This is a genomic window from Hymenobacter arizonensis, assembly GCF_900115775.1.
Lineage (GTDB): Bacteria > Bacteroidota > Bacteroidia > Cytophagales > Hymenobacteraceae > Hymenobacter > Hymenobacter arizonensis.
Genome location: NZ_FOXS01000005.1, coordinates 404751 through 426347, shown reverse-complemented (window position 1 = coordinate 426347; position 21597 = coordinate 404751). Strand labels below are relative to the sequence as shown.

The 21597-nt window shown below is 62.9% G+C and carries 19 protein-coding genes; 3 read left to right on the top strand and 16 right to left on the bottom strand.

Translation table 11 applies throughout. From position 1 onward, the window contains the following. The first annotated feature begins 908 nt into the window (after positions 1-908). Positions 909-1754 (top strand): DNA/RNA non-specific endonuclease, encoded by an 846-nt coding sequence (locus BMZ66_RS18295; RefSeq protein ID WP_092676957.1) that lies wholly within the window; start codon positions 909-911, stop codon positions 1752-1754. 2 nt (positions 1755-1756) lie between these two features. On the opposite strand, the gene BMZ66_RS18290 is transcribed toward BMZ66_RS18295, so the two are convergent. Beyond that, entirely contained in the window at positions 1757-2368 is a 612-nt protein-coding gene (locus tag BMZ66_RS18290) for a TlpA family protein disulfide reductase (protein ID WP_234795154.1), read from the bottom strand. A 212-nt stretch (positions 2369-2580) separates the two neighbouring features. Between BMZ66_RS18290 and BMZ66_RS18285 the strand changes: the two genes are divergently transcribed. Continuing rightward, positions 2581-3345, top strand: coding sequence for a TIGR04283 family arsenosugar biosynthesis glycosyltransferase (locus BMZ66_RS18285; protein WP_092676955.1), 765 nt, complete (start codon positions 2581-2583; stop codon positions 3343-3345). A gap of 43 nt (positions 3346-3388) precedes the next feature. Here BMZ66_RS18285 and BMZ66_RS18280 read toward each other — a convergent pair whose 3' ends face one another. The 5 genes from BMZ66_RS18280 to BMZ66_RS18260 all read right to left on the bottom strand — a co-directional run bounded on the left by BMZ66_RS18280 (position 3389) and on the right by BMZ66_RS18260 (position 6315). After that, positions 3389-4102 (bottom strand): hypothetical protein, encoded by a 714-nt coding sequence (locus tag BMZ66_RS18280; RefSeq protein ID WP_092676953.1) that lies wholly within the window; start codon positions 4100-4102, stop codon positions 3389-3391. Between the two features lie 290 nt (positions 4103-4392). After that, positions 4393-4683, bottom strand: a complete 291-nt coding sequence (locus BMZ66_RS18275) for a hypothetical protein (RefSeq protein WP_092676951.1) — start codon at positions 4681-4683, stop codon at positions 4393-4395. 200 nt (positions 4684-4883) lie between these two features. Further along, positions 4884-5708, bottom strand: coding sequence for a universal stress protein (locus BMZ66_RS18270; protein ID WP_092676949.1), 825 nt, complete (start codon positions 5706-5708; stop codon positions 4884-4886). Positions 5709-5719: 11 nt separating this feature from the next. Further along, positions 5720-5950: a hypothetical protein gene (locus BMZ66_RS18265; protein WP_092676947.1), complete on the bottom strand. Its 231-nt coding sequence runs from the start codon at positions 5948-5950 to the stop codon at positions 5720-5722. A gap of 29 nt (positions 5951-5979) precedes the next feature. Further along, a complete protein-coding gene (locus tag BMZ66_RS18260; RefSeq protein WP_143080275.1) occupies positions 5980-6315 on the bottom strand; it encodes a BON domain-containing protein in 336 nt (111 codons plus the stop codon). Between the two features lie 126 nt (positions 6316-6441). On the opposite strand from BMZ66_RS18260, the gene BMZ66_RS18255 reads away from it, so the two are divergent. Further along, entirely contained in the window at positions 6442-7422 is a 981-nt protein-coding gene (locus tag BMZ66_RS18255) for a universal stress protein (RefSeq protein ID WP_092676943.1), read from the top strand. Positions 7423-7458: 36 nt separating this feature from the next. Here BMZ66_RS18255 and BMZ66_RS18250 read toward each other — a convergent pair whose 3' ends face one another. The 10 genes from BMZ66_RS18250 to BMZ66_RS18205 form a co-directional block, all read right to left on the bottom strand. Further along, positions 7459-9303 (bottom strand): glycoside hydrolase family 35 protein, encoded by a 1845-nt coding sequence (locus BMZ66_RS18250; RefSeq protein ID WP_092677136.1) that lies wholly within the window; start codon positions 9301-9303, stop codon positions 7459-7461. Between the two features lie 213 nt (positions 9304-9516). Then, positions 9517-11013 carry a TSUP family transporter gene (locus BMZ66_RS18245; protein ID WP_177204796.1) on the bottom strand — a complete coding sequence of 499 codons (1497 nt, stop codon included), beginning with the start codon at positions 11011-11013 and terminating at the stop codon, positions 9517-9519. A gap of 181 nt (positions 11014-11194) precedes the next feature. After that, on the bottom strand, positions 11195-12652 hold the full coding sequence (locus BMZ66_RS18240) for an efflux transporter outer membrane subunit (RefSeq protein WP_234795153.1): 1458 nt from the start codon (positions 12650-12652) through the stop codon (positions 11195-11197). Between the two features lie 199 nt (positions 12653-12851). Continuing rightward, positions 12852-16034 carry an efflux RND transporter permease subunit gene (locus tag BMZ66_RS18235; RefSeq protein ID WP_092676936.1) on the bottom strand — a complete coding sequence of 1061 codons (3183 nt, stop codon included), beginning with the start codon at positions 16032-16034 and terminating at the stop codon, positions 12852-12854. Positions 16035-16097: 63 nt separating this feature from the next. Then, complete coding sequence (locus BMZ66_RS18230) at positions 16098-17225, bottom strand: efflux RND transporter periplasmic adaptor subunit (protein ID WP_234795152.1); 1128 nt, start codon at positions 17223-17225, stop codon at positions 16098-16100. Positions 17226-17597: 372 nt separating this feature from the next. Continuing rightward, on the bottom strand, positions 17598-17942 hold the full coding sequence (locus tag BMZ66_RS18225; RefSeq protein ID WP_092676932.1) for a four-helix bundle copper-binding protein: 345 nt from the start codon (positions 17940-17942) through the stop codon (positions 17598-17600). Between the two features lie 87 nt (positions 17943-18029). After that, a complete protein-coding gene (locus tag BMZ66_RS18220; protein WP_092676930.1) occupies positions 18030-18290 on the bottom strand; it encodes a hypothetical protein in 261 nt (86 codons plus the stop codon). Between the two features lie 317 nt (positions 18291-18607). After that, a complete protein-coding gene (locus BMZ66_RS18215) occupies positions 18608-19978 on the bottom strand; it encodes a HAMP domain-containing sensor histidine kinase (protein ID WP_092676928.1) in 1371 nt (456 codons plus the stop codon). 5 nt (positions 19979-19983) lie between these two features. Beyond that, positions 19984-20661, bottom strand: a complete 678-nt coding sequence (locus BMZ66_RS18210; RefSeq protein WP_092676926.1) for a response regulator — start codon at positions 20659-20661, stop codon at positions 19984-19986. Between the two features lie 120 nt (positions 20662-20781). Then, a complete protein-coding gene (locus BMZ66_RS18205; RefSeq protein ID WP_177204795.1) occupies positions 20782-21486 on the bottom strand; it encodes a phosphatase PAP2 family protein in 705 nt (234 codons plus the stop codon). Between the last annotated feature and the right edge of the window lie 111 nt (positions 21487-21597).

Below are 21597 nucleotides of genomic sequence, written 5' to 3'. Positions count from 1 at the left end.
TCGGGGCCGCTGATTACGTGAGCACCACGGCCTTCGTAGTGGCCTGATTGGCAGCGCAGAAATCAAACAAGCCCCTACATAAATCAAGGAATACCGGGGAATTGTTTGATTCACAACCGCCGTTGCGCGGTGGGGCACCTGCACTGCGCCACCCTTCATGTGCCCGGTACAGTGCGGCGGGCGTGCTGGCGAAGGGGTTGCCGGCGGCCCGAATGGCAGTCGAACAGTGGCTTGCGGGGAAGCAAATCGGCACGACCGGCTCTTATGAAAAAGCCGGCCAGACGCAGTGGGCTTCCGTGGGTATCTAGCGGTGGAACGAGGCCTGCAAGATTTATCTGAGCGACATCCCCGATGCCATGTTGGCCATGGACGAGGAGCACCTACAAGAAGAGGGAATTTGTGGCCTCGCCCTTCATCGGCCGTCTCTACTCGGTGGAGCTGAAGGTAAACCGGCCTGCAATCGGCGCTGCCAAGCGTCGCTGTTTTCAGTGGCCAGGCACCCGGCACCGCAAGGTTCCGGAGTGTCTGGCCACTGACGTGCTGGAGCGGTGCAGTTGGCTCTAAGAAATTGTTTAAGTTAATTCTGATGGCTCTGATGGCGCGGGGCTGTGCCCCGCGTCGCTTACTGGCGGGCCTCTAGGCCCGCGCAAGTTGGGGGTGTCAGGGGTCTTAATTTAACGACCACAGGCCAGAGGCCTGCTAATAGCCAGTCACGGGGCACAGCCCCGCGCCATCAGAAGCCATCAGAATTAATTTAAACAGTCTCTAAGCAATTGGGCAGGACTGTTGTTGCTTGTTCCTCCCTCTACCACGGTTGGTTCGGCATGAAAACCCAGTCTGAAATCCGGACCTTTGGCGGCTTGCCCTCGTAGTTTGGGGCATTAGCCTAACCACGGCGCTCCCACACCATGCTCCAATTCCGACTGCGATTACATTTCCCTGTGCTGGCTTGCTGCCTCCTGCTGGCTGCGTGCAAAAAGGAGAATCCCGCCCCCGCCCCCTCCGACCACCTGGCCCTGGGCAACCCCAGCGGCGCCACAGCCGACCCCGCCCAGCCCACGAACTACCTGCTGGCCAAGCCCCAATATGCCCTGAGCTACCACCGCGACCGCGGCATTGCCAACTGGGTGAGCTGGCACCTGAGCACCGAGTGGCGCGGCAGCGCCGGCCGCCAGGACAATTTCCGGGCCGACCCAGAGCTGCCCACCGGCTGGTACCAAGTGCAGGCGAGCAGCTACACCAACTCCGGCTTCGACCGGGGCCACCTCTGCCCCTCGGCCGACCGCACCAACACCGAGGCCGATAACTCGGCCACGTTTCTCATGACCAACATGATGCCCCAGGCCCCGCGCAACAACCAGCAAACCTGGGCCAGCCTGGAAGACTACAGCCGCTCGTTCCTGGCCAGCGGAAACGAGGTCTACGTCATTGCCGGCAGCTACGGGCGCGGCGGCACCGGCACCAACGGCTACGCCACCACCCTCGACCAGGGCCGCGTAACCGTGCCGGCTCGCTGCTGGAAAGTGGTGGTTATTCTGCCCGTGGGCACCAACGATGCCGCCCGTGTCAGCAGCAGCACCCGCGTCATTGCCATTGACACGCCCAACGACAACGGCCTCAGCACTAGCTGGGGCACCTACCGCACCACCGTCGACGCCATTGAGGCAGCCACGGGCCTGGACCTGCTGTCGGCGGTGCCCGCGGCGGTGCAGCAGGTGATAGAAGCCCGCGTCGACACCGGCCCCACCTCCTGATTTTACTGGCTCGATAGCGCGAGGTTTTCCAGCGCCGCGCGGAATTCGGGCGTGTCGTAGTTGGCCATGCCGTCGTGCCGAACGGCTACCTGGCCGTCGGGCCGCAGGATGACGGTGGAAGGAATGGACTGCGAATTGAATGGCGCAGGAAGCGGGGCCGCGGGAACATACACGGGGAAGGTGTAGCCGCGGCGCTTGAGCAAAGCCTGGGCCCGGGCCGGCCGCTCATCCAGCGAAATCATCACGAAGGCCACCTTGGTGGGGTCGGCCTTTTCGTACAGCGCCTGAATGCCGGGCATCTCGGCCAGGCACGGGCCGCACCAGCTGGCCCACAGGTTCACGAACACCGTTTTGCCCTGGAGCTCACTCAGATTAACGGGTTGGCCGGCAAGGCTGAGCAGCGCTACATTGTGTGGGTAGGCGGCAAGTCCGGTTTTCACTACCGGCATGGCGGCGGGCGGGGCGGGCAGCGGGGCGTTCCACAGGCCAGTGGACAGCAAGCCGCGCTGCACTTGGCCCTGCACCAGGGGCCGCAGGTCGGTGAACATGACCAAAGCCAGCACCGCAAAGGGAAGCCACGACAACAAGTTTTTACGGGTCAGCATCGTTTTCATCAGGGTACAACAGGGCAAAGGAACTGCCGGCTAGCTCATATCTGCCCGAAAAACTCAGGTGAGGGCGGCGCCTGTTTTCTACCTCCCAAACCCGAGCTTTATTTATTGGGTTCGACAACGTGGGCCTTTGGGCCGGCGTATTTGTTTGAACAGGTACGGGCCCGAAAAACCAGTTTTTCATACGCTGGCCCGCTGCTCACGTCGTCCGGTTTATGTTCGCCTCTGCCCCCGCCCTGCCTGCTGCCCACCGGCGCCCCGCGCCGGCCAGCGTGCCGTCGCGGGTGAGCATTATTATCCCTACTTACAACGAGGGGCTCACCATACGGTCCCTGCTCAACTACTTGCAGCAGGCCACCGCCGGGGAAACCGGGCTGGAAATTATAGTGGCCGACGGCGGTAGTACCGACGACACCCGGGCCCGTGCCCAGCTCGCCGGCGTGGCCGTGCTCGCCTGCCCCCGCAAGGGCCGGGCCGCCCAAATGAACCACGGCGCCCGGCAGGCCACTGGCGAGCTGCTGTACTTTCTGCACGCCGACTCTTTCCCGCCGCCCGGCTTCCTGCACGACCTGCGCCAGGCCCACCAGCAGGGCTACGCCAGCGGCTGCTACCGCCTAGCCTTCGACCACTCCCACTGGTTTTTACGCTTCAGCGCCTGGTGCACGCGCCTGCCCCTGACGGCCTTGCGATTCGGCGACCAAAGCCTGTTTGTGCGGCGCGAGCTTTTTGAGCAGGTGGGTGGCTTCCGGGAAGACCTGCTCGTTATGGAAGACCAGGAAATAGTGCGGCGGCTGCAGGCCCGGGCGCCGTTTCGGCTGCTGCCCCGCGCCGTCACCACATCGGCCCGCAAGTACCTTGATAATGGCGTGTACCGTCTGCAAGGGGCTTTCACGCTCATTGCCGGGCTCTACTGGCTTGGCGTGTCGCAGCGCCGCCTGTTGGGCCTGTACCGGAGATTAATCAAGCAAAACAAGCTGTAGGCTCCGCTGCGCTAGCTTGCGGGGCAGCATATTTTGCCTGCTCCTACGACACTGGAAGAGGCTGTCGGGGCCGGCCTTGGGTGCTTGCGCTGTGGTGCAGCTTGTCTTTAAAGATGAACTCACCCTTGGTGAGCCAGGAAATACCGAAGGCCCAAAGAGCAATGGCTTCCAGCCAAAACACCGGCTTATAATTCCGCAGTGAGGTTCGCTCAAAAAAAGCGAAATACAGGCCCAGCAACACGATGCACAGGGCCATCACTACGCCGCAGATTCGGAAAATCAGGTTGCGCTTCTCTTTCTCCGGGGTCATGTCGCCGTCGGTTTTGGTAAAGAGCAGCAGGGAGAAAACCGTGAAAGTGGCGAAGAGCAGGGCCGCCGAAACGTAATGCACGGTGCCCACCCATTTGGCGGCGGGTTCCAGCATGCGGGTACAGGCATTACGGGGCTCGTCCTGCATGCTGGTGGGGAAAAAAGCGACGCCCAAAGCAAAGACGCAGGCCGCCCGGCTGGCCAGAATATCGGCCCAATGGTTGTAGCCCCTGTAGGCATACAGGAAAAACGCCACCACGCAGAGCGTGCCCACAAATACGTCGCGCATCACGGTATGATAATACCCGCTGATGGAGCCTTGAATGTCGGACCACTCGCAAGAGCCCAGCACAATAGACCCCAACACCAAACCAACAGGAAAGGCAATGCCCAACATACCCACGATTTTGCGCAGCGCCTGGTAGGAGATGATTTCCGGCTTTTCCATGGGACCTTTTCAGTGGCAAGAAGTGCGGGCCAATTGAACAGCATACGCGGTTTTGGGTGCCTGCCGCTGCCGGCCCCGGGAGCGCCGCAAAGCCCGGGCCAGCCAGCAACCAAACGTAAGCAGCCGGCTTGACTTTGCCGAGGGGAGCCAGCGCTTAGCCGGCAGAGCGGCCTACTGGGCGGGCACTGGCGGCGCTGAACCCGCGGACCTGCGCCGGCCCACAAGCAAAACGGCCGGCTGCAATTGCTTGCGGCCGGCCGTTGGAAGGGGCTCAAAACTCAGGCTGGGCCTTAGTCTTTGGGCTTAATCTTGGTTTTGTTGCGCTTGGCTTTCACTTTAGCGTCGGCGGGCACCGCTTGCACGGGTTCAGCGGTGGCGGGCTCGGTGGTGGTAGTGGTCGACTCTACTGTGGTAGTGGAAGCGGGGGTTTCAACCGCGGGCGTGGCGGGAGTAGCAGGGGTGGCGGGCGTAGCCGGCGTCACCGTGGTCTGCTTGGTCGTGGTGGTGTTAGTGGCCTGAGCATTGGCCGAATAGGCGCCAGTAGCTACCAACAGGGCGATAAGAAAAATTTGCTTTTTCATAGGACCAAAAGGTTCAGTGTGTAAGGTACCGCATTGAAAATAATGCGGCTTTTGAGTTGCCTTTAACGCAGAACCCACAAGAATGGTTAGCCCCCACTGTGGCACAGCCAGCAGTCTGGGTTCCAGCACCGGATTTTGGCAGCGGGGCAGCGGGGCCAGGCGCGTGCCACGCCCCGCCTTGTTGCTGGCCCCGGCTGGGCTTAATCTTCGGCTGGCAGCAGGAGCACCGGGATGGGGCTGTCCTGAATGAGCTGGGCCGTGACGCTGCGGTGAAACAGGCTGCCCAGCAGGCTGTGGCGGCGGGCTACCACCACCAGCAGGTCGGCTTCAAGGCGGGCGGCTTCTTCGAGCACGCCCTCCACCACGCGGTGCCGAACCAGCGTGTGGAGCCGGCTGGGGTCCGTGACGTCGGCGGCGAGGTCGTTTTGCCGAAGGTGGTGCAGCAGGGTCACGGCGTCGGGGCGGGTCTCGGCGGCGTCGGCCACGTGCACCACATCGAGCGTGCCTTGGGTGGCTTGCAGCAAGTGCCGCACCACGTTCTGCGACTGCGTGAGCTGAAACGGCTCGCCATCGACGGCCAGCAGCAGGCGGCGGGGCGGAAACGAATCCCAGCCCACGGTGGGCACCACCAGCAGCGGGGAGGGCGCGTGGCGCAGCAGGTCCATGGCCGTGCTCACAATGATTTCCTCGGGGGCATTGGCCATGCCGGGCCGGCCCAGCACCAGCAGCAGCGGGTGGTAGCGGCGCACCACCGCCTGCACGGCATCGGGCAGGTATTCTTCCGAAACATCTACGTGGGTGGGCACGGGCTGCGTGGCGGCCAGCTGCTCCAGGGCGTGCTCGGTTTTTTTCACGCCGGAACGGGTGCGGGAGCTGCGGTACTCGGCGGGGGCCAGCAGGCCGTCGTGGCGCACGTGCAGCAGCACCAAATGCGCCTGCAGCGGCAGGGCCAGGCCCGCTGCATAGGAAAGCGCACGGTTAGAAACCGCGAAAAAATCGGTCAGGACAACCAGGGAGGGACTCATGGCAATGCTTATTAATAAGATGGAGAAGCGGCAGGGGCCGGCGCCTGGGGCCAGCGGGACTTGTCGGTTGACTGCGAACCGGCCGCCGGGCCCGACTGCTCGTAGCCCCAGTGGTCCAGCGCCAGGGCGGCATCGGCCTCCTGCGTGCGCCGCAGGGCTTCGGAGCTGATAGCCAGCGATGCGCCGGCAGAACGGCCGTAATATGAGCGGGCGCGGGAAGTTGCAAATCCAGACGTTTTCATAGCGAATGGGAAAAGGGTGGGATGAAAAACTACTTTGGAGAGGCGCCCGCTTGAGGGCGGCCGGCAGCCGCGGGCCTCGGCTGGCTGGGGCGCACCTTCAGGAGGTTGTGCACGTGCCACACGCCGGCCACGCGGCGCACCTTTTCTTCGGCGGCCTGCCGGGTGCGCAGGGTGCCCACCACGCCCACCAGCGTCACTACTCCGTGGTGGGCCTGCACCCGCGCTTCAAAAGCGGGCAGCTGCGGGTCTTGCCGAAACAGAGTGCGCACGGCTTGTTCCAGGGCTTCGTCGGGCTGCTGTGGCAGCAGGCTTTCGGGGGCGGCGGGCTGGGCGGTGTTGGGCAGGGGCCGAAGTGAGGTAAGCATGGCGAAGTAGTGAGCGGGGCGCACCCCGCGGTGGACGGTAAGGACAATCCAAAATTCGCCCCATACCACTGCCAATGCTCTGACAATGATTACTTCACCACATGACTTTTATCATACTCTTCCTCATTGCGCAGTGAAGAAAGCACTAGCCCGAACTTGGCGGGCGGCAGCCAGACCCGCCCGGCGCACATGACTAAAATCAGGTTTGCGGCCGACTTTACGCAAGTGATGATTGCCCCACGGGCCGGTACTTTGCTGTTGTTTCCAGCTCTATCCTCACTCCTGCCCATGGCCGCTTCCCTGCTTATTCTCACCGACTTTTTTCAGGCGGCCAACCGGGCGCTGGACTACGCCACCAACCTGGCCGTGCCGCTGAAGGCCCGGCTGGTGCTGCTGCACGTGCGCCGCGACTCCATCCTCGACCCCGAGATGTTCACGGGCCAGCTCTCGAACCTAAGCCAGGAAGCCATGGACCTGGCCCTCAACGGCGTGGCCAGCCACCTGCCGGTGCCGGTGGTGGCCGAAGTAGGGCACGGCCGCATCGCCTTTGCCGTGGCCGACGCCGTGACCCGCCACCACCCGCAGCTGGTGGTGCTGGGCCGCGCCGACCACTCGGGCACGCCCAATGAGCTGGTGGAAACGACTTCGCTGGACATCCTGCGCACCACCCCCTACCCCATGCTGGTAGTGCCGCACTCGGTAGAAAGCACGGCCCCGCCGCGGCGCGTGCTGCTGGTTGTTGATGGCGAAAACTTTACGCTGGGCGAGCACGCCGGCAGCGCCCGCCAGTTTTTGGCGGCCCTCGGGGCTGAGCTGGTGGTGGGCCACGTGATGCCCGACAGGCACAGCGGCGAGCTGCCGCCCTCCGTGCTCGACTCGGTGCTCCGCACGGGCCTGGCGCTGGAGCTGCCGCCCGTAGGCACGCGCACACTGGTGAATGAGGACGTGGCGGCGGGCATCCTGCACGCGGCGCAGCCCAAAGACTTCGACCTGGTGGTGCTCATTGCCCGGCAGCGCAGCTTCATGGGCAACCTGTTCCACCGCAGCGTCACGGCACAGGTGCTACTCGAAAGCAAGATTCCGGTGCTGGTGCTCCCGGCCAAATAATACTCGTTGGGCCGGCTTTCTCCCTTGAGCTCAGCCTCAGGGCCGCAGCTCGTTGAGAATGGGGTGGTCGAGGGTGGTGAGGGTGGCTTGGTCCGGCTTGAGCAATTCGAGCACGGTGACTTCATTCTTGCCCTTTTTCAGCCACTCGGCAGGCACGTACAGCGTTTGCTGCGGGCCAATGGCCCAGTAGCGGCCCAGGTTGTGGCCGTTTACCCACGCGCAGCCTTTGCCCCAGGCGCGCATGTCGAGGTAGGTATCGGCGGGCTGGGCCACGGAGAAAGTAGTTGAGCGGAGCACCGGGGCCGCCGTGGCGGCCGGTCTCTGCGTGGCGGGCTTGGTCAGCGCGGGGGCCTGGCTGAACGGCAGTCGGTACATGCGCCAGTTCTTTACTTCCTGCCTCCCCAGGCGCACGCTTTGGGTGATGCCCTTGGTGTTTTCGAGCAGGTACTTGCCGAAGTTGATGCGGCCCATGTTTTCGACCAGAATGTCGAGCTGCACCGAGCCGGCGGGCAGGGCCACTTGTAGGCTGTCTTGGCGCAGGCGGCGGTCGAGGGTGCCCACGCGCTGGCCATTCACGAGCACCACGGCGTAGTCGCGCAGGTCGGTAATCTTCAGGGTTTGGGTGCTGCCGCCGGGCACGGTGGCGCGGTACAGCACAAAGCCGTAGTCTTGCTTCAGGGCCTCGAAGGTGAGGGGCGTGGGGCTGGCCACGGGCGCCGGCAGCTGGCTGAGCAGGCTGGCGGCGCGGCCGAGCTGCAGGGCCGGTAAGGCGGCGGCGGGGCGGGCGGTGGGCACGGGCGGCAAGGGCTGCCCGGCTGGCCGATACTTGGCAATCACCTGCCGGAAGGCGTGGAATTTGGGCGTGGCGTTGCCGGCTTCATCGAGGGGCGCGTCGTAGTCGTAGCTGCTTATCTGGGGCTCGTAGTTGGAGGTGCCGCCCTTGTAGTTGGCCCCGTTCATGAAGCCGCGGGTGGTGCCGCCGTGAAACATGTACATGTTGATGGACATGCCGGCCTGCAGCACCGAATCGAGGCCGGGCGTGTATTTCTCGGCGGGCACGGTGTGGTGCGGCGTGCCCCACCAGTCAAACCAGGCGGGGTACCATTCGGCCACGTAGTATGGGCCTTTGCCGCTGTGGTTGGCGCGCACCAGCTGCCGAATTTGGCTGGGCTTGTCTGTGCCGTTGACGGCGGGCAGCAGGGCGGGCAGGTGGCCATCGGCCACGTCCTTCACCGGGTCGCAGGTGTAGAGCAGCCCGTCGAAACCGGCTTCTTCAAACAGCTTTTTGTTGAGGGCCAGGTACGCTTTGTCGTTGCCGTAGGAGCCGTACTCGTTTTCGACCTGCACCAGCAGCACGGGGCCGCCGTGGTTCACCTGCAGGGGGGCTAGCTGCTTGCCCACGGCCTGAATGTAGCGGCGGTAGGCGGCCACGAACTGCGGCTCCTGGCTGCGCACTTTCAGCCCGGGCACGGTTTGCAGCCAGTAGGGGTAGCCGCCAAATTCCCACTCGGCGCACACGTAGGGGCTGGGGCGCAGCACCACCCACAGGCCTTCTTCCTGGGCCATTTTCACGAAGGCGGCCACGTCGTGGTTGCCCGAGAAATCGTACTTGCCCGGCTGGGGCTCGTGGGCGTTCCAGAACACGTAGGTGCCAATAGTATTCAGGCCCATGGCCTTGGCCATTTTGAGGCGCGCACGCCACACTTCGCGCGGAATGCGCGGGTAGTGCAGCTCGCCCGATATCATCTGAAACGGCTGGCCATCGAGCAGAAAATGCTCCGAACCCAGCGCAAATGTGTGCTTGGGAGCCTGGGCCCGGGCGGGTACGGAGCATAAACTGAGGCCGCCCAGCAGCAGGGCTTGCAGAAAACTTTTGCGCATGGCAACGTGCATGTGGTTGGTTAATACCTGGCTTTCAGTAAGCTGAGCAGCCACTACGCGGTCCAGCCCCTCGGCCATGCAGCGTAGTGCCGCAAAGAAGGCCTCCGCCCCGCCGCAAACCCTTCTGCTCTCTCCTGACTTTTGGGTTTTAAGCCAACTCCTCTCCGCTACCGACAAAGCGGCCGGGCGCAACCTGCTTCCAAATTCCGTCGCTTAAAACAGCTTCCGCAGCGCCCACAGGCTCCACAGAATAACCATGGTGCCCACGCCCAGGAACATCCAGCGGGTGGGGATGCGGCCGGCCAGCCGGGCCGCAAACGGCGCCGCCGCCACCCCGCCCACAATCAGCCCGGCCACAATCTGCCAGTGCGAAATGCCGATGAGGGCGAAAAAGGTGAAGGCGCTGGCAAACGTGACGAAGAACTCCACCAGGCTCACCGTGCCGATGACGTACTGCGGCGTGCGGCCGTTGGCAATGAGCGTGCTGGTAACCAGCGGCCCCCAGCCGCCGCCCCCAAACGAGTCGAGGAAGCCGCCCGCGCCGGCCAGCCAGCCGGCATTTTTCACCTTGCGGCGCTTGTCTTGCCGCTTGCGGAAGGCTTTGCCAATGATGCGCAAGCCCAATAGCAGCAGGTATACCGCCAGAATTGGCTTCACCAACTCCGCGTATTTTTCCCCAAAGTAGGTGAGCAGCAGGGCCCCGGCTAAGGAGCCGGCCACGCCGGGCAGCAGCAGAGCCCGAAAAAGCCGCTTGTTCACGTTGCCGAAGCGGTAGTGCTGGTAGCCCGACGCGCCGCTGGCAAACATCTCGGCCGTATGAATGCTGGCACTCACCGCCACCGGGCTCAGGCCCAATGACATCAGACTGATGGCCGACACCACGCCGTAGCCCATGCCCAGCAGCCCGTCGATGAGCTGCGCCACAAAGCCCACCACCACAAACATGTAGAACGTTTTGGAGCTGCTCAGCCACGCCCAGGCCTGCGGCAGGGTGATGTAGTAAGACAGGATGTTGAGCACGATGAACAACGCAAACGTGACCAGTGCGCCCGTGGCCACGCGCCGCCAGTAGGCCGTGGCGGGGGTTTCGTAGGCGGGGCCGTAGGCCAGCTCGGCGGTCACGGCATTCAGCTCCTTGATGCGCTGGGCCACGTCGCCTTTCAGCCGGTGGCTGATGATGGCCATTTGGTGCAGCACATTGGGCAGCTCGTTGGGCAGCGCGTCTTCAAGCACGTTGCGTAGGCGCTGGCCCACCGAGGGCGCTTTGCCGTTGGTGGAGATGGCCACCTTCAAATCGCCCTTCTGCACCACCGAGGCCAGGTAGAAGTCGCACTCGTCGGGCGCCCCGGTCACGGTGGCCAGAATGCGGCGGGCCGCCGCCTCGGCGCTGATGTGGCGGTTGAGCTCGGGGTTGTTGGTCGCGACAAACACAAAGTCCTGGTCGTCGAGGTCTGCATCGCAGAAGGGCCGCACGTGCACCTGCACCTGCGGGTGCCGGGCCGCCAGGCTTGTTAGGGCCGGCAGCACGCTCGGCGACACCACCTGCACCGCCGTGTTGGGGCTGTTGTGCAGAATGGCAGTCAGGTTTTCCAGCCCCACCTGCCCGCCGCCCACCAGCAACACCCGGAAATGCTCCAACTTCAAAAACACCGGAAACAGGGCGTTTGAAGTGGGCGTGGGAGCGGCGGGCGGTGAGGCGTAAGAGGGCACGGAAAGTACGTTTGAGGCAACTACAACCGCATCCGAACCGGATACGGGTGCATACAAGCCGTAAGTGGCAGCACATGTTCTTGCACGGCCAAGTTACAAATGCCCGCCCGGGACTTACACCAACGAAGAACTTTTTGAAGTTTTCCACCCTGCGGTGGCCAGGCGCTGCTTCTGCCCTCCCCTACCGGACGTCTGCCGTTGGCTGGGCGTCCCAGCCGCCGCCCAGGGCCCGGTAGAGGTCGATGAGCAGCAGGAACTGCTGGCGGCGCGTGTCGGTGAGGATGAGCTCGGCGTCGAGCACGCTGCGCTGGGCCGTCACCACTTCGAGGTAGTTGGCGTAGTTGGCCCGGTAGAGGTCGTTGGACACGTCGACGGCGCGGGTGAGGGCGGCCACTTCCTGCTGGCGCAGGTCGGCCACGCGGCGGTAGTTTTCCAAGCCATTCAGGTTGGTGGTTACTTCCTCGAAGCCAGTTTGCACAGCTTTTTGGTAGCTCCAGTAAGCGGCCCGTTGCTGGGCGGCCGAACGGCGGTAGTCGGCCCGGAACAGGCTGCGGTTGAGTAGCGGGGCCGAGAGGCCGCCGAGCAGGCCGAAGGCCAGCGAGCCGGGCGTCTGGAACAGCAGCGCGGGCGAGTAGGCATTCAGCCCGATGTACGGCCCCAGCGTGAGCGAGGGCAAGAAGGCGGCGCGGGCGGCGGCTACGTCGGCGCGGGACGCTACCAGTTCCAGCTCGGCCTGCTGCACATCGGGCCGGCGCAGAAGCATGGTGGTGGGCAGGCCAGCGGCTACCTGGGCCGGCAGCTGCTGCAGGTTCAGGGGCAGGCCCCGCCGGATGGGCTGCGGGTAGCGGCCCAGCAGGCGGTTGAGGGTGTTTTCGGTGGCCGCAATGCGCTGGCGGGCTTCGATTTCAAGGCTGCGGGTGCGCAAGAGCTGAGCCGTGAACTGCTGCACCGCCAGCTCAGTGGCCCGGCCGCCCAGCTTCTGGAGCTTCACTATTTCGACGGCTCGCTCCTGCAATGCGCGGTTTTTGCCCAGCACGGCCAGTTGGTTGTCGTAGGTGAGCAGCTCGTAGTAGAGACTGGCTACCTGGGCGATGAGGGCAGTTTGCACCAGGCGGCGGCCTTGCTCACTGGCCAGCACGCGCGCAAAGGCCGCTTGGCGGCGGTTGCGCAGCTTACCCCAGAGGTCGATTTCCCAAGCGCTTTGCAAGCCTAGGGAAAAGTTGGGTACTCCGTTGGGCAACTCCCGGCCGTCGTTGGTGCTGGTCTGGCCCTGGGCCGCGTAGTCGGCAAACCGGTCAAAGCCGGCGACGGCCCCGACGCTCGCGCTAGGCAGCAGCGCGCCGCGGGCCGCCAGCAAGCCAGCGCGGGCTATTTCCACGCGCTGCACGGCCACGAGCAGGTCAGGGTTAGCGTGCAGAGCAGTGTCGATGAGGGTTACGAGGGCCGAGTCGCCGAAGAATCGGCGCCAGGGAAGTTTGGCCAGGGTGAGAGTGTCGGTGGTGGTTGGGGTGGCGGTGCTGGCGAAGGTGGAGGGAGTGGCAGTGGCGCGGGGCGTGATGACCGGTGGGGCTACGGACTGACAGCCGGTGAATATGGTTATTAGGCTAACTACCAGGAGTTGCGCGAACGTTCGCCTCACCCCCCGGCCCCCTCTCCGAGGGAGAGGGGGAGCCAGACGACTAAAAAAGGCTGCATTTATAGAAGGGTTAATCAGAAACATAATCAGCTTTCAAAAACATCTTGTAGCTCATGATTTGAGCTACATTTTTCCATCAGGCTCCCCCTCTCCTGCGGAGAGGGGGCCGGGGGGTGAGGCGCGCCGTCTGGGCGATTTGCCATCAAGCCGTAGCCGCCACCTTTTCCTCAGCAGCCGGCGCCTCCTCCAGCCCCGTCAGCGGCTCCTTATCCTTCTTGGAAGGCTTTTTATCCCTCGAAAACAGCACATACAGCCCCGGAATGAGCACCACGCCGAATAGCGTGCCGATGAGCATGCCACCTGCCGCCGCCGTGCCGATAGAGCGGTTGCCCACCGCCCCGGCGCCCGTGGCCACGCACAGCGGAATCAGGCCCGCGATGAAGGCGAACGACGTCATCAGAATGGGCCGCAGGCGGGACCGCGCCCCTTCCACGGCCGCATCGAGCACGGAGGCGCCTTCGTTGCGGCGCTGCACGGCAAACTCGATGATGAGAATGGCGTTTTTGCCCAGCAGGCCGATGAGCATAATGAGGGCCACCTGGGCGTAGATGTTGTTTTCGAGGCCCAGCAGCTTCAGCGACAGGAAGGAGCCGAAGATGCCGGTGGGCAGGCTCAGCAGCACCGGCAGCGGCAGCACGAAGCTTTCGTACTGCGCCGCCAGCAGCAGGTACACGAACACCAGCACCAGCAGAAAAACGTACATCGCCTGGTCGCCGCTCAGGATTTGCTCGCGCGTCATGCCGCTCCATTCGAAGGTGTAGCCGCGCGGCAATTCCTTGGCTGCCACTTGTTCCACGGCCCGGATGGCGTCGCCAGAGCTGTAGCCAGGGGCGGCGTCGCCGTTGAACTGCGCGGCGTTGTAGAGGTTGTAGCGGGTGAGCTGCTCGGGGCCGTAAATGCGCTCGATGCGCATGAACGTGGCACAGGACACCATTTCGCCGCGGCTGTTTTTCACATAGAGGGCTAGCACGTCCTCGGGCTTGCCGCGGTAGCGCGGGTCGGCCTGAATCATGACGCGGTACATCTGCCCGAAGCGGATGAAGTTGGAAATGTAGTTGGCGCCCATGAAGGTTTGGAGCGTGTTCATGGCTTGGGCCACGTTCACGCCCTTTTTGGCGGCCAGGTCGGCATCGACCTTGATGAGGTACTGCGGAAATTTCGGGTCGAAGCCGGTGAAGGCGCCTTCCACGGCCGGCGACTTGTTCAGGGCCGTGAGGAAGCGCTGGGCCACCCGGTCGGTTTCCTGCAGGTCGCCGCGGCCGGTGCGGTCCAGCAGCTGCATCTCGAAGCCGCCGGCGTTGCCGAAGCCCGGCACGGTGGGCGGCGTGAAAAACTGAATTTGCGCGTCGGTAATGTGGCGGGTTTTGGCCGTGAGCTGGGTCATGATGTCCTGCACCGACTCGGTGCGCTGGTCCCAGGGCTTGAGGTTAATCATGCCCATGCCGTAGCTGGAGCCCGACACGTCATTCATCAGCGAGAAGCCGCCCAGGGTCGACACCGACTCCACGGGCTTGAGCTTCTGAGCAATGCGCTGCACTTCGTTGAGCACGGCGGTGGTGCGCTCCAGCGTGGCTCCGGCCGGCGCGGTCACGTTGATGTATACCATGCCCTGGTCTTCGGACGGAATAAAGCCCGACGGCAGCACGCGGTTGATGCCCCAGGTGGCCCCGAAAAAGCCCAGCAACAGCGCCGCCGTTACCAGCCGGCGGCTCGACAGCCAGCGCACCAGCCCCTGGTAGCGCTCCGCAAACGCCTCGTACTTGCGGTTGAAGCCCGCGAAGAAGCGGCCCAGCCAGCCCTTGCGCTCGTCGTCGGCTGGTATTTCCTTGAGCAGCAGTGCGCACAGCGCCGGCGTCAGCGTCAGCGCATTAATGCCCGAAATGACGATGGAAATGGCCAACGTGAGCGAAAACTGCCGGTAGAACACGCCCACCGGCCCCGACAGAAACGCCACCGGCACAAACACCGCCGACATCACCAGCGTGATGGCCACCAGCGCCCCGCGAATTTCATTCATGGCCGCAAACGTGGCTTCACGTGGCCCCATATGTTCCTCGTGCATCTTGGCGTGCACGGCTTCCACCACCACAATGGCGTTATCGACCACAATACCGATAGCCAACACGAGAGCAAACAGCGTGAGCAGGTTAATCGAAAAGCCCAGCATCTGCATAAACGCCAGCGTACCGACCAGGGCCACCGGCACGGCCAGCGCCGGAATCATCGTAGAGCGCCAGTCCTGCAGGAAGATGTACACCACCACAAACACCAGCAAAAACGCCTCCACCAGCGTGCGCAGCACTTCGTGGATGCTGGCGTCGAGGAAGCGCGACACGTCGTAGCTCACAATGAAGTTCATGCCGGGCGGGAAGCTGGATTTTTTCAGCTCCGCCATGCGGGTTTTAATGTTTTCGATGATTTCCGAAGCGTTGGAGCCCGGCAGCTGCTTGAGCCGGATGGCCGCCGAGGGCCGGCCGTTGGTCTTGGACTCCATGCGGTAAGTCTGGGCGCCAAACTCCACGTCGGCCACGTCTTGGAGGCGTAGCACTGAGCCGTCGGGGTCGGCGCGCACCACGATGTTGCGGTACTGCTCGGGCTTGTCGAGCTTGCCGGTGTAGCGCAGCACGTACTGCAGCACCTGCGGGGCGCGGCCGGCGCTTTCGCCGGTGCGGCCGGGCGCCGCCTCAATGTTCTGCTGCTGAATGGCGGCCACCACCTCGTCGACGGATATGCGGTAGGCCAGCATGCGGTCGGGCTTGAGCCAGACGCGCATGGAATATTCGCGGTTGCCCATGAGTTCAGCCAGGCCCACGCCCTTGATGCGCTTGAGCTCGTTGAGCAGGTTGATGTCGGCGAAGTTGTAAATAAACTGCTCGTCGGCAGCGGGGTCGTCGCTCACCAGGTTGATGTACATCAGCATGGAGTTCACCTCCTTCTCGGTCATCACGCCGTTGCGGATTACCTCCTGCGGCAGCTCGTCAATCACCGTCGACACGCGGTTTTGCACGGCCACGGCGGCGATATCGGGGTCCACGCCCACTTCGAAATACACTGTGATGAGCGTGGTGCCGTTGTTGCTGGTCACGGTCTGGATGTAGGTCATGCCCGGCACGCCGTTGATGGCGCGCTCCAGCGGAATGGCCACAGCCTTGGCGCACACCTCGGCGTTGGCGCCGTTGTATTTGGCCCGCACCGTCACGGACGGCGGCGCAATGTCCGGAAACTGCGTCACGGGCAGCGTGAAGAAGGCCAGCGCCCCCAGCAGCACGAAAAACAGCGAAATAACCAGCGACAAAACTGGCCGGCGAATGAATATATCGAACATGGCAAGCGAAATAGCGGGTTACAACTGCCGCGCCTCGCCGCGGCCCGAAAGCGGGGTTAGCAGTTAAGGAGCGGAGGCCAGCATGCTCTGCATCGTGACCGGTTGCGCGGTGATGCGGTTGCCATCGCGCAGGTCCTGAATGCCCCCGCACACCACCCTATCGCCGGCCTCCAGCCCTTCTTTCACCACGTAGAAAGCCGACACCCGGGCCTGCGGCACGAAGCTCTTGCGCTTCACTTCTCCCTTCTGGTCGACCACGTACACGTAGTTTTTGTCCTGCACCTCAAACACGGCTTTCTGCGGCACGAGCAGGGCGTTTTCTATTTCGTTGCTCATGCGCACCTTGCCGGTGGCGCCGTGCTTGAGTAGCTTTTTGGGGTTGTCGAAACGGGCCCGGAAGGCAATGGAGCCCGTGCTGGCGTCGAACTCGCTTTCTACGGTTTCAATCTTGCCCGGCGGGGTGTAGAGGGTGCCGTCTACTAGCACCAGCCGCACCACGTCGCCACCTTTGGCGGACTGGCGCCGGGTTTTGGTGTACTCCAGGTACTCCATTTCCGACACGTTGAAGTAGGCATAAAGCTGCCGCGTGTCCGACACCGTGGTGAGCAGGGTGCCGTTGTCGAGCAGGCTGCCCACTTTGAGCGGCTCGCGGTTCACCACGCCATCGAAGGGCGCGCGAACCGTGGTGAAACTCACTTGCAGCGCCGCGTTTTTGGCCGTCGACCGCGCCTCGTCGGTGCGCGACTCGGCGGCCCGCATATTGGCCCGGGCCACGTCAAGCTCACTCTTGGTGATGATGTTTTTCTCGGTCAGAATCTTCACCCGGTCCAGCTCCAGCCGGGCCACGCGGGCCTGGGCCGTAGCGGTGCTCAAGGCTGCCTGAGCGCGCGCAAGACGGGTTTTGTACTCGGCGTCGTTGATGCGGAACAGCGGCTGGCCCTTGCGCACGGCCTGGCCTTCATCTACGTAAATCTGCTCGAGAAACCCCGGTACCCGGGCCCGTATTTCCACGTTGCGCACCGCCTGAATCTGGGCCACGTAGTCGCGGGTAAGTACGGTGTCGCGGGCTTCGAGCCGGGCGACTGGCAAGCTCCGGGCCTCCTCTACCTCAGCCGACGTATCAGCCTCTTCTTTGCTGCCGCAGCTACCTAGGCCCAGGCACAACAAGGGCACCAGTAACCAAGGGGGCAAAACGCGAAGAATGGACGGGGCAAGTGGCATGAGGCGGGGCTTGAGCAGGTGCGGATTTCCGCATCAGAGTGCCCAAAAGTGCCCGCCTGACATTAGAACAGAATTACAACGGCATTAAAAAACATTAAAAAAAGCCGCTTTACTTCAAAACAGAGCCGCAGCAACTGGCTATGCTGCGGTTGTGATAGTGAACTGATTTGTACCAGTTGAAACGGCTATCCATCGCTGTTTCCTCGCGTCTGTCGTGCTGAGTTCGCGAAGCATCTTCTCACCGCGGAACGAGTCGTCACAACGCGATAAGATGCTTCGCAAGCTCAGCATGACAGACGCGAGGCCGACACGTAAACCCCGCTTTTGTACATATTACAACGCCTAAGCTGGCACTGCAGACCGCACAAATGCCGTGCGGCAGGCGTCTTCGGCGCGGCGGCAGGTGTCGGTGCATTTGCGGAATGCTTCGTAGGAAAACTGTGTGCTCTCGTCGGCGCAGACACGGCAGAGCTCGGCGCATTCGCGCAGGATGTGCGGCGTGTGCTCGGCCCCGCGCAGGACGAAGGCGGCAGCCAACCGGCACAGGTCGGCGCAGTCGCGGCTGAGGCGAACGCTGCGGTGGGTATCGGGGTAATCTAGGCCATCAACGGTTTGGATTTCGCAGGCGGCGATGCAGGCATTCAGGGCATCAAGTACGTGTTGCTGGCGGGGGAGCAAGGGAAGCATGAATTAAGTTGAACTTTCGGGAGGGTGGGAATCGGCCGTGAACGATGGGCTTAGCGGAAAAGCGAGCGAATTGGGCTGAAAAAGGCGCTATGGTTGCTCATCGTCCTGTACCTGGGCCGCGATGGTTAAAGAATCGGGCTTCACGTGCTGGCGCTGGCATTCGGCTAGTTCGGCCCGGGCCCGCAGCAAGGCCATCTCCGTCATGGAGGCCGGCAGGCCAGCTTCCAGCTCGTAGTTAAGCGGCTGCGCCGTCTGTTGCTTCAGAAAGAAGAAATTCAGGGCGGTCGACAGCATCAGCGCTCCCAGCAACAGACCGAGCAGCAAGCGGTTGCGGTTATTCCGTTCCATAGCGTTTTGCACGTTCAGCCTACAAAGGAGGATGAGCGACATTAAAACGGTATGAACGCGACATTATAAGACATTAAAGAACCGCTGAAAAATGGCGCACCAACTGGTTGGGCATTCATGGCCCTGCACAAGCGGCGGGCCTTGCCACCTTTTAACGCTGGGCGCTGAAACGGTCCGGTCCGACCGCCCTAGGCGGTTCGGCCGGTTGTCGGAACAACGATTTCCGCCGCTCGCCAACCGGTCGGACCGCCTAGGGCGGTCGGACCGGAGCAAGACCTAAAATGAGGGTAAGGACAAGCCCAAACGGTGGGGCTTTACTAAGCCCCAGTAGCTGGCAGCGTTAGCGTGGCGGTGGTGCCCATGCCCAAAGCCGAAGTGAGTACGATGCTCCCGCCGTGCAGCTCGATTATCTTCTTGGTGAGGGCCAAGCCGATGCCGTAGCCGGGGCGGCTCTTGCCGTTGCCGGCCCGGTAGAGGGGCTCAAACACCCGGGGCAGGTCTTCGTCGGCAATGCCGATGCCGGCGTCGGCAATGGTCACGCTGAGTTGCTTGGGTGTGTCGTAGCCCAGCAGCACCTGCACCGGGCCGGCCGAGTACTTGCAGGCATTGTCCAGCAGGTTCACGAGGGCGGTGGTGAGCAGCTGGCCGTTGCCGGCGACCAGAAACAGGTCTTCAATTTCCTCGGGCGTGGTACCGTATTCCAGCTGCAGCTTGTGCGCCGGATACGCGGCGGCCGTGGCCTGCAGGGCGCGCTCCAGGCATTCGTCGAGCTGCACGGGCTCGCGAGGGAAAGTCGCGTCGTCGGCCTTGGCCAGGGCCAGCAGGCCGTTGGTGAGGTCGATGACTTTTTTGAGCTCCTCCACGGCGGTTTCCTGGCTCTGCTTGGCTTCGGGTAGGGTTTGGTCGTAGGCCAGGGAGGTTTCCAGAGTGCCCTGCAGGGTGGCTAGGGGCGTGCGCAGCTCGTGGGAAGCGTGCGAGAGAAAGCTTTTCTGCATCTCGAAGGCTTGCCCCACCCGCGTGAGCATGCGGTTGAAGGTGATGGCCAGCTGTGCAATTTCGTCGGTGCCGTTGCCTTCGTCCACGTGGTTGCTGAGGCGGCTGGCGGTTATTTTCTCCACCTGCTGCACCACCCGGGCAATGGGCCGCAGGGCCTCATCGGCAAAATACCAGCCGGCCAGCACGATGAGCACCAGCCCGCCCACGTTGCCTACCAGCAATATCAGGAGCAGCTTTTCCAGCTGCTGGTGCCCAAACTCGTCGAGGCCGGCAGCGAATACGCGGTAGGGCTGGCCGTTGAACTCGAAGTACATGCCGATGGCCTCCAGCGCTCCGTCGCGAAACGTTACCGGCTGGCCGCGCTGCACCCGGCGCAGCTGCGCCGCGTTGGCGGCTTGGTTCAGGCTATCGGCGCTGCTGTAGAGCAAGCGGCCGTCGGGCCCGAAGATGCTCACCTGTTCCTGAGCAATGGTGAGCAGGTCGCGCCGCCGAAAGTTGCGCTCAAAATCCTCGTTTATTCCCTGCTCTCGCAGCAGCAGGCGCGTGGTCATCATGGCCTTGCCTTGCAGGCGGTTGGCGAAGCGCTGCTGGCGGGAGTTGGCGTAGAAGTAATAAATGAACCCCGACAGGCACAGCTGAATGACCAGTACCAACAGGGTAAAACGCAGAATGAGCTTGTTGCGAATCAGCATGGCCCCTACCCTTCCCGCAGCACGTAGCCCATGCCCACAATGGTGTGAATCAGCTTCACGTCGTAGCCCTTGTCGAGCTTTTTGCGCAGGTGGCTCACATACACGTCGATGACGTTGGTATTGGTGTCGAAGTTGAGCTCCCACACCCGCTCGGCGATGTCGACGCGCGACACGACTTTGCCGCGGTTGAGAAGCAGGTGCTCCAGCAGTGAGTATTCTTTGGCTGTCAGGTCAATGCGCTGCCCGCTGCGGGTCACGGTTTTGCGCTCCAGGTCCAGCTCCAAGTCGGCGGCGCGCAGCACGCGCTGGCTGGCGGCGGCATCTACGTAGCGGCGGGTGAGCACCCGCGTGCGCATCAGCAGCTCCTGAAAGGCAAAGGGCTTCACGAGGTAATCGTCGGTGCCGGCTTCGAAGCCGGAGACTTTGTCGTCGAGGCTGTCCAGAGCCGTGAGCATGAGCACGGGCTGGGCCGGGGCCTGCTGCTTGAGAAGCCGGCAGAGCTCAAAGCCATTGATGTGGGGCAGGTTGACGTCGAGAATTACCAGGTCGTAGGGCTGCTTCTGGGCCAGCGAGAGGCCGGTGCGGCCATCGTAGGCCACCTCAATTTCATAGCCCTCGTTTTCAAACCCTTTTCTGATGAAGGAGGCCAGTTTAGGTTCGTCTTCTACCAGGAGCAGTTTCATAAGCAGTGAGGCAGGTGCCGGGGCAAAGGTCCTACCTGGCGGCTAAACAAACACGCCGCCGGCTGGGCCGCTGATAGCTCGGCCCGCCGGCGGCGTGGTGGCAATGCGGCAATGCGCTGCTTATTTAACCAGGCTGGACATGTAGCCCATGATGCTGCGCGTGCTATTAAACAAGTCGTTAATCTGATACGTCATCAGAAACAAGCCTACGTAGAACACGCCCGGGTAGCGCCGCTGCCACGCCAGCACGGGCCGATAGAGCCTTTCCCGAAGCGCCGGCAAATTGGCCAGCACGGCGGTGGCAATGCCGATGAGGGCGCCGGCCAGCAGGTCGCTGGCGTGGTGGTAGCCCAGGAAGGCCCGCGGGAAACAGATAAAGAAAATGGCGTAGAGCATGGCCATCAGGCCCAGCCCCCGCGAGATGAAGAAGAACCCTGCCGCCAGGGCACAGAACAGCGTGGCGTGGTCGCTGGGAAAAGAAGTGCTGTCGTCTATAATGGGCGGCGTTTCCAGGGGCGGCTTCAGGGCCAGCTCGGTGTTGTGGAGGGGCCGCACGCGGTGGGGCAGCAGGTGCGTGAGGGAGCGGGCAATGCACATGCCCACCAGGCAACCCACTAAAATTCCGATGATTATCTGACGGTTGCGAATGACAATTTCCTGCGTGGGATACCGCTGAAACCACAGCCACCAGATGCCGCCCATAAAAAGGCCGGCTTTGAGCAGGTTGTTGTCGGCAACGAATCGGTAAAATTCGCTAATGGCGGTTGATTGAATGGCAATGTCGTTTAGGCCCGTGAGAATATCACGGTCTAGTTCAGGCATCATAAGCGTAACGAAATGGTAATGTTCAATGAATCTGGACAACACATACGGTAAACCATTTTCCACGGATAACTTCCTAAAAAAAATGCATTCGTATTCGCTATCAATGCTTCC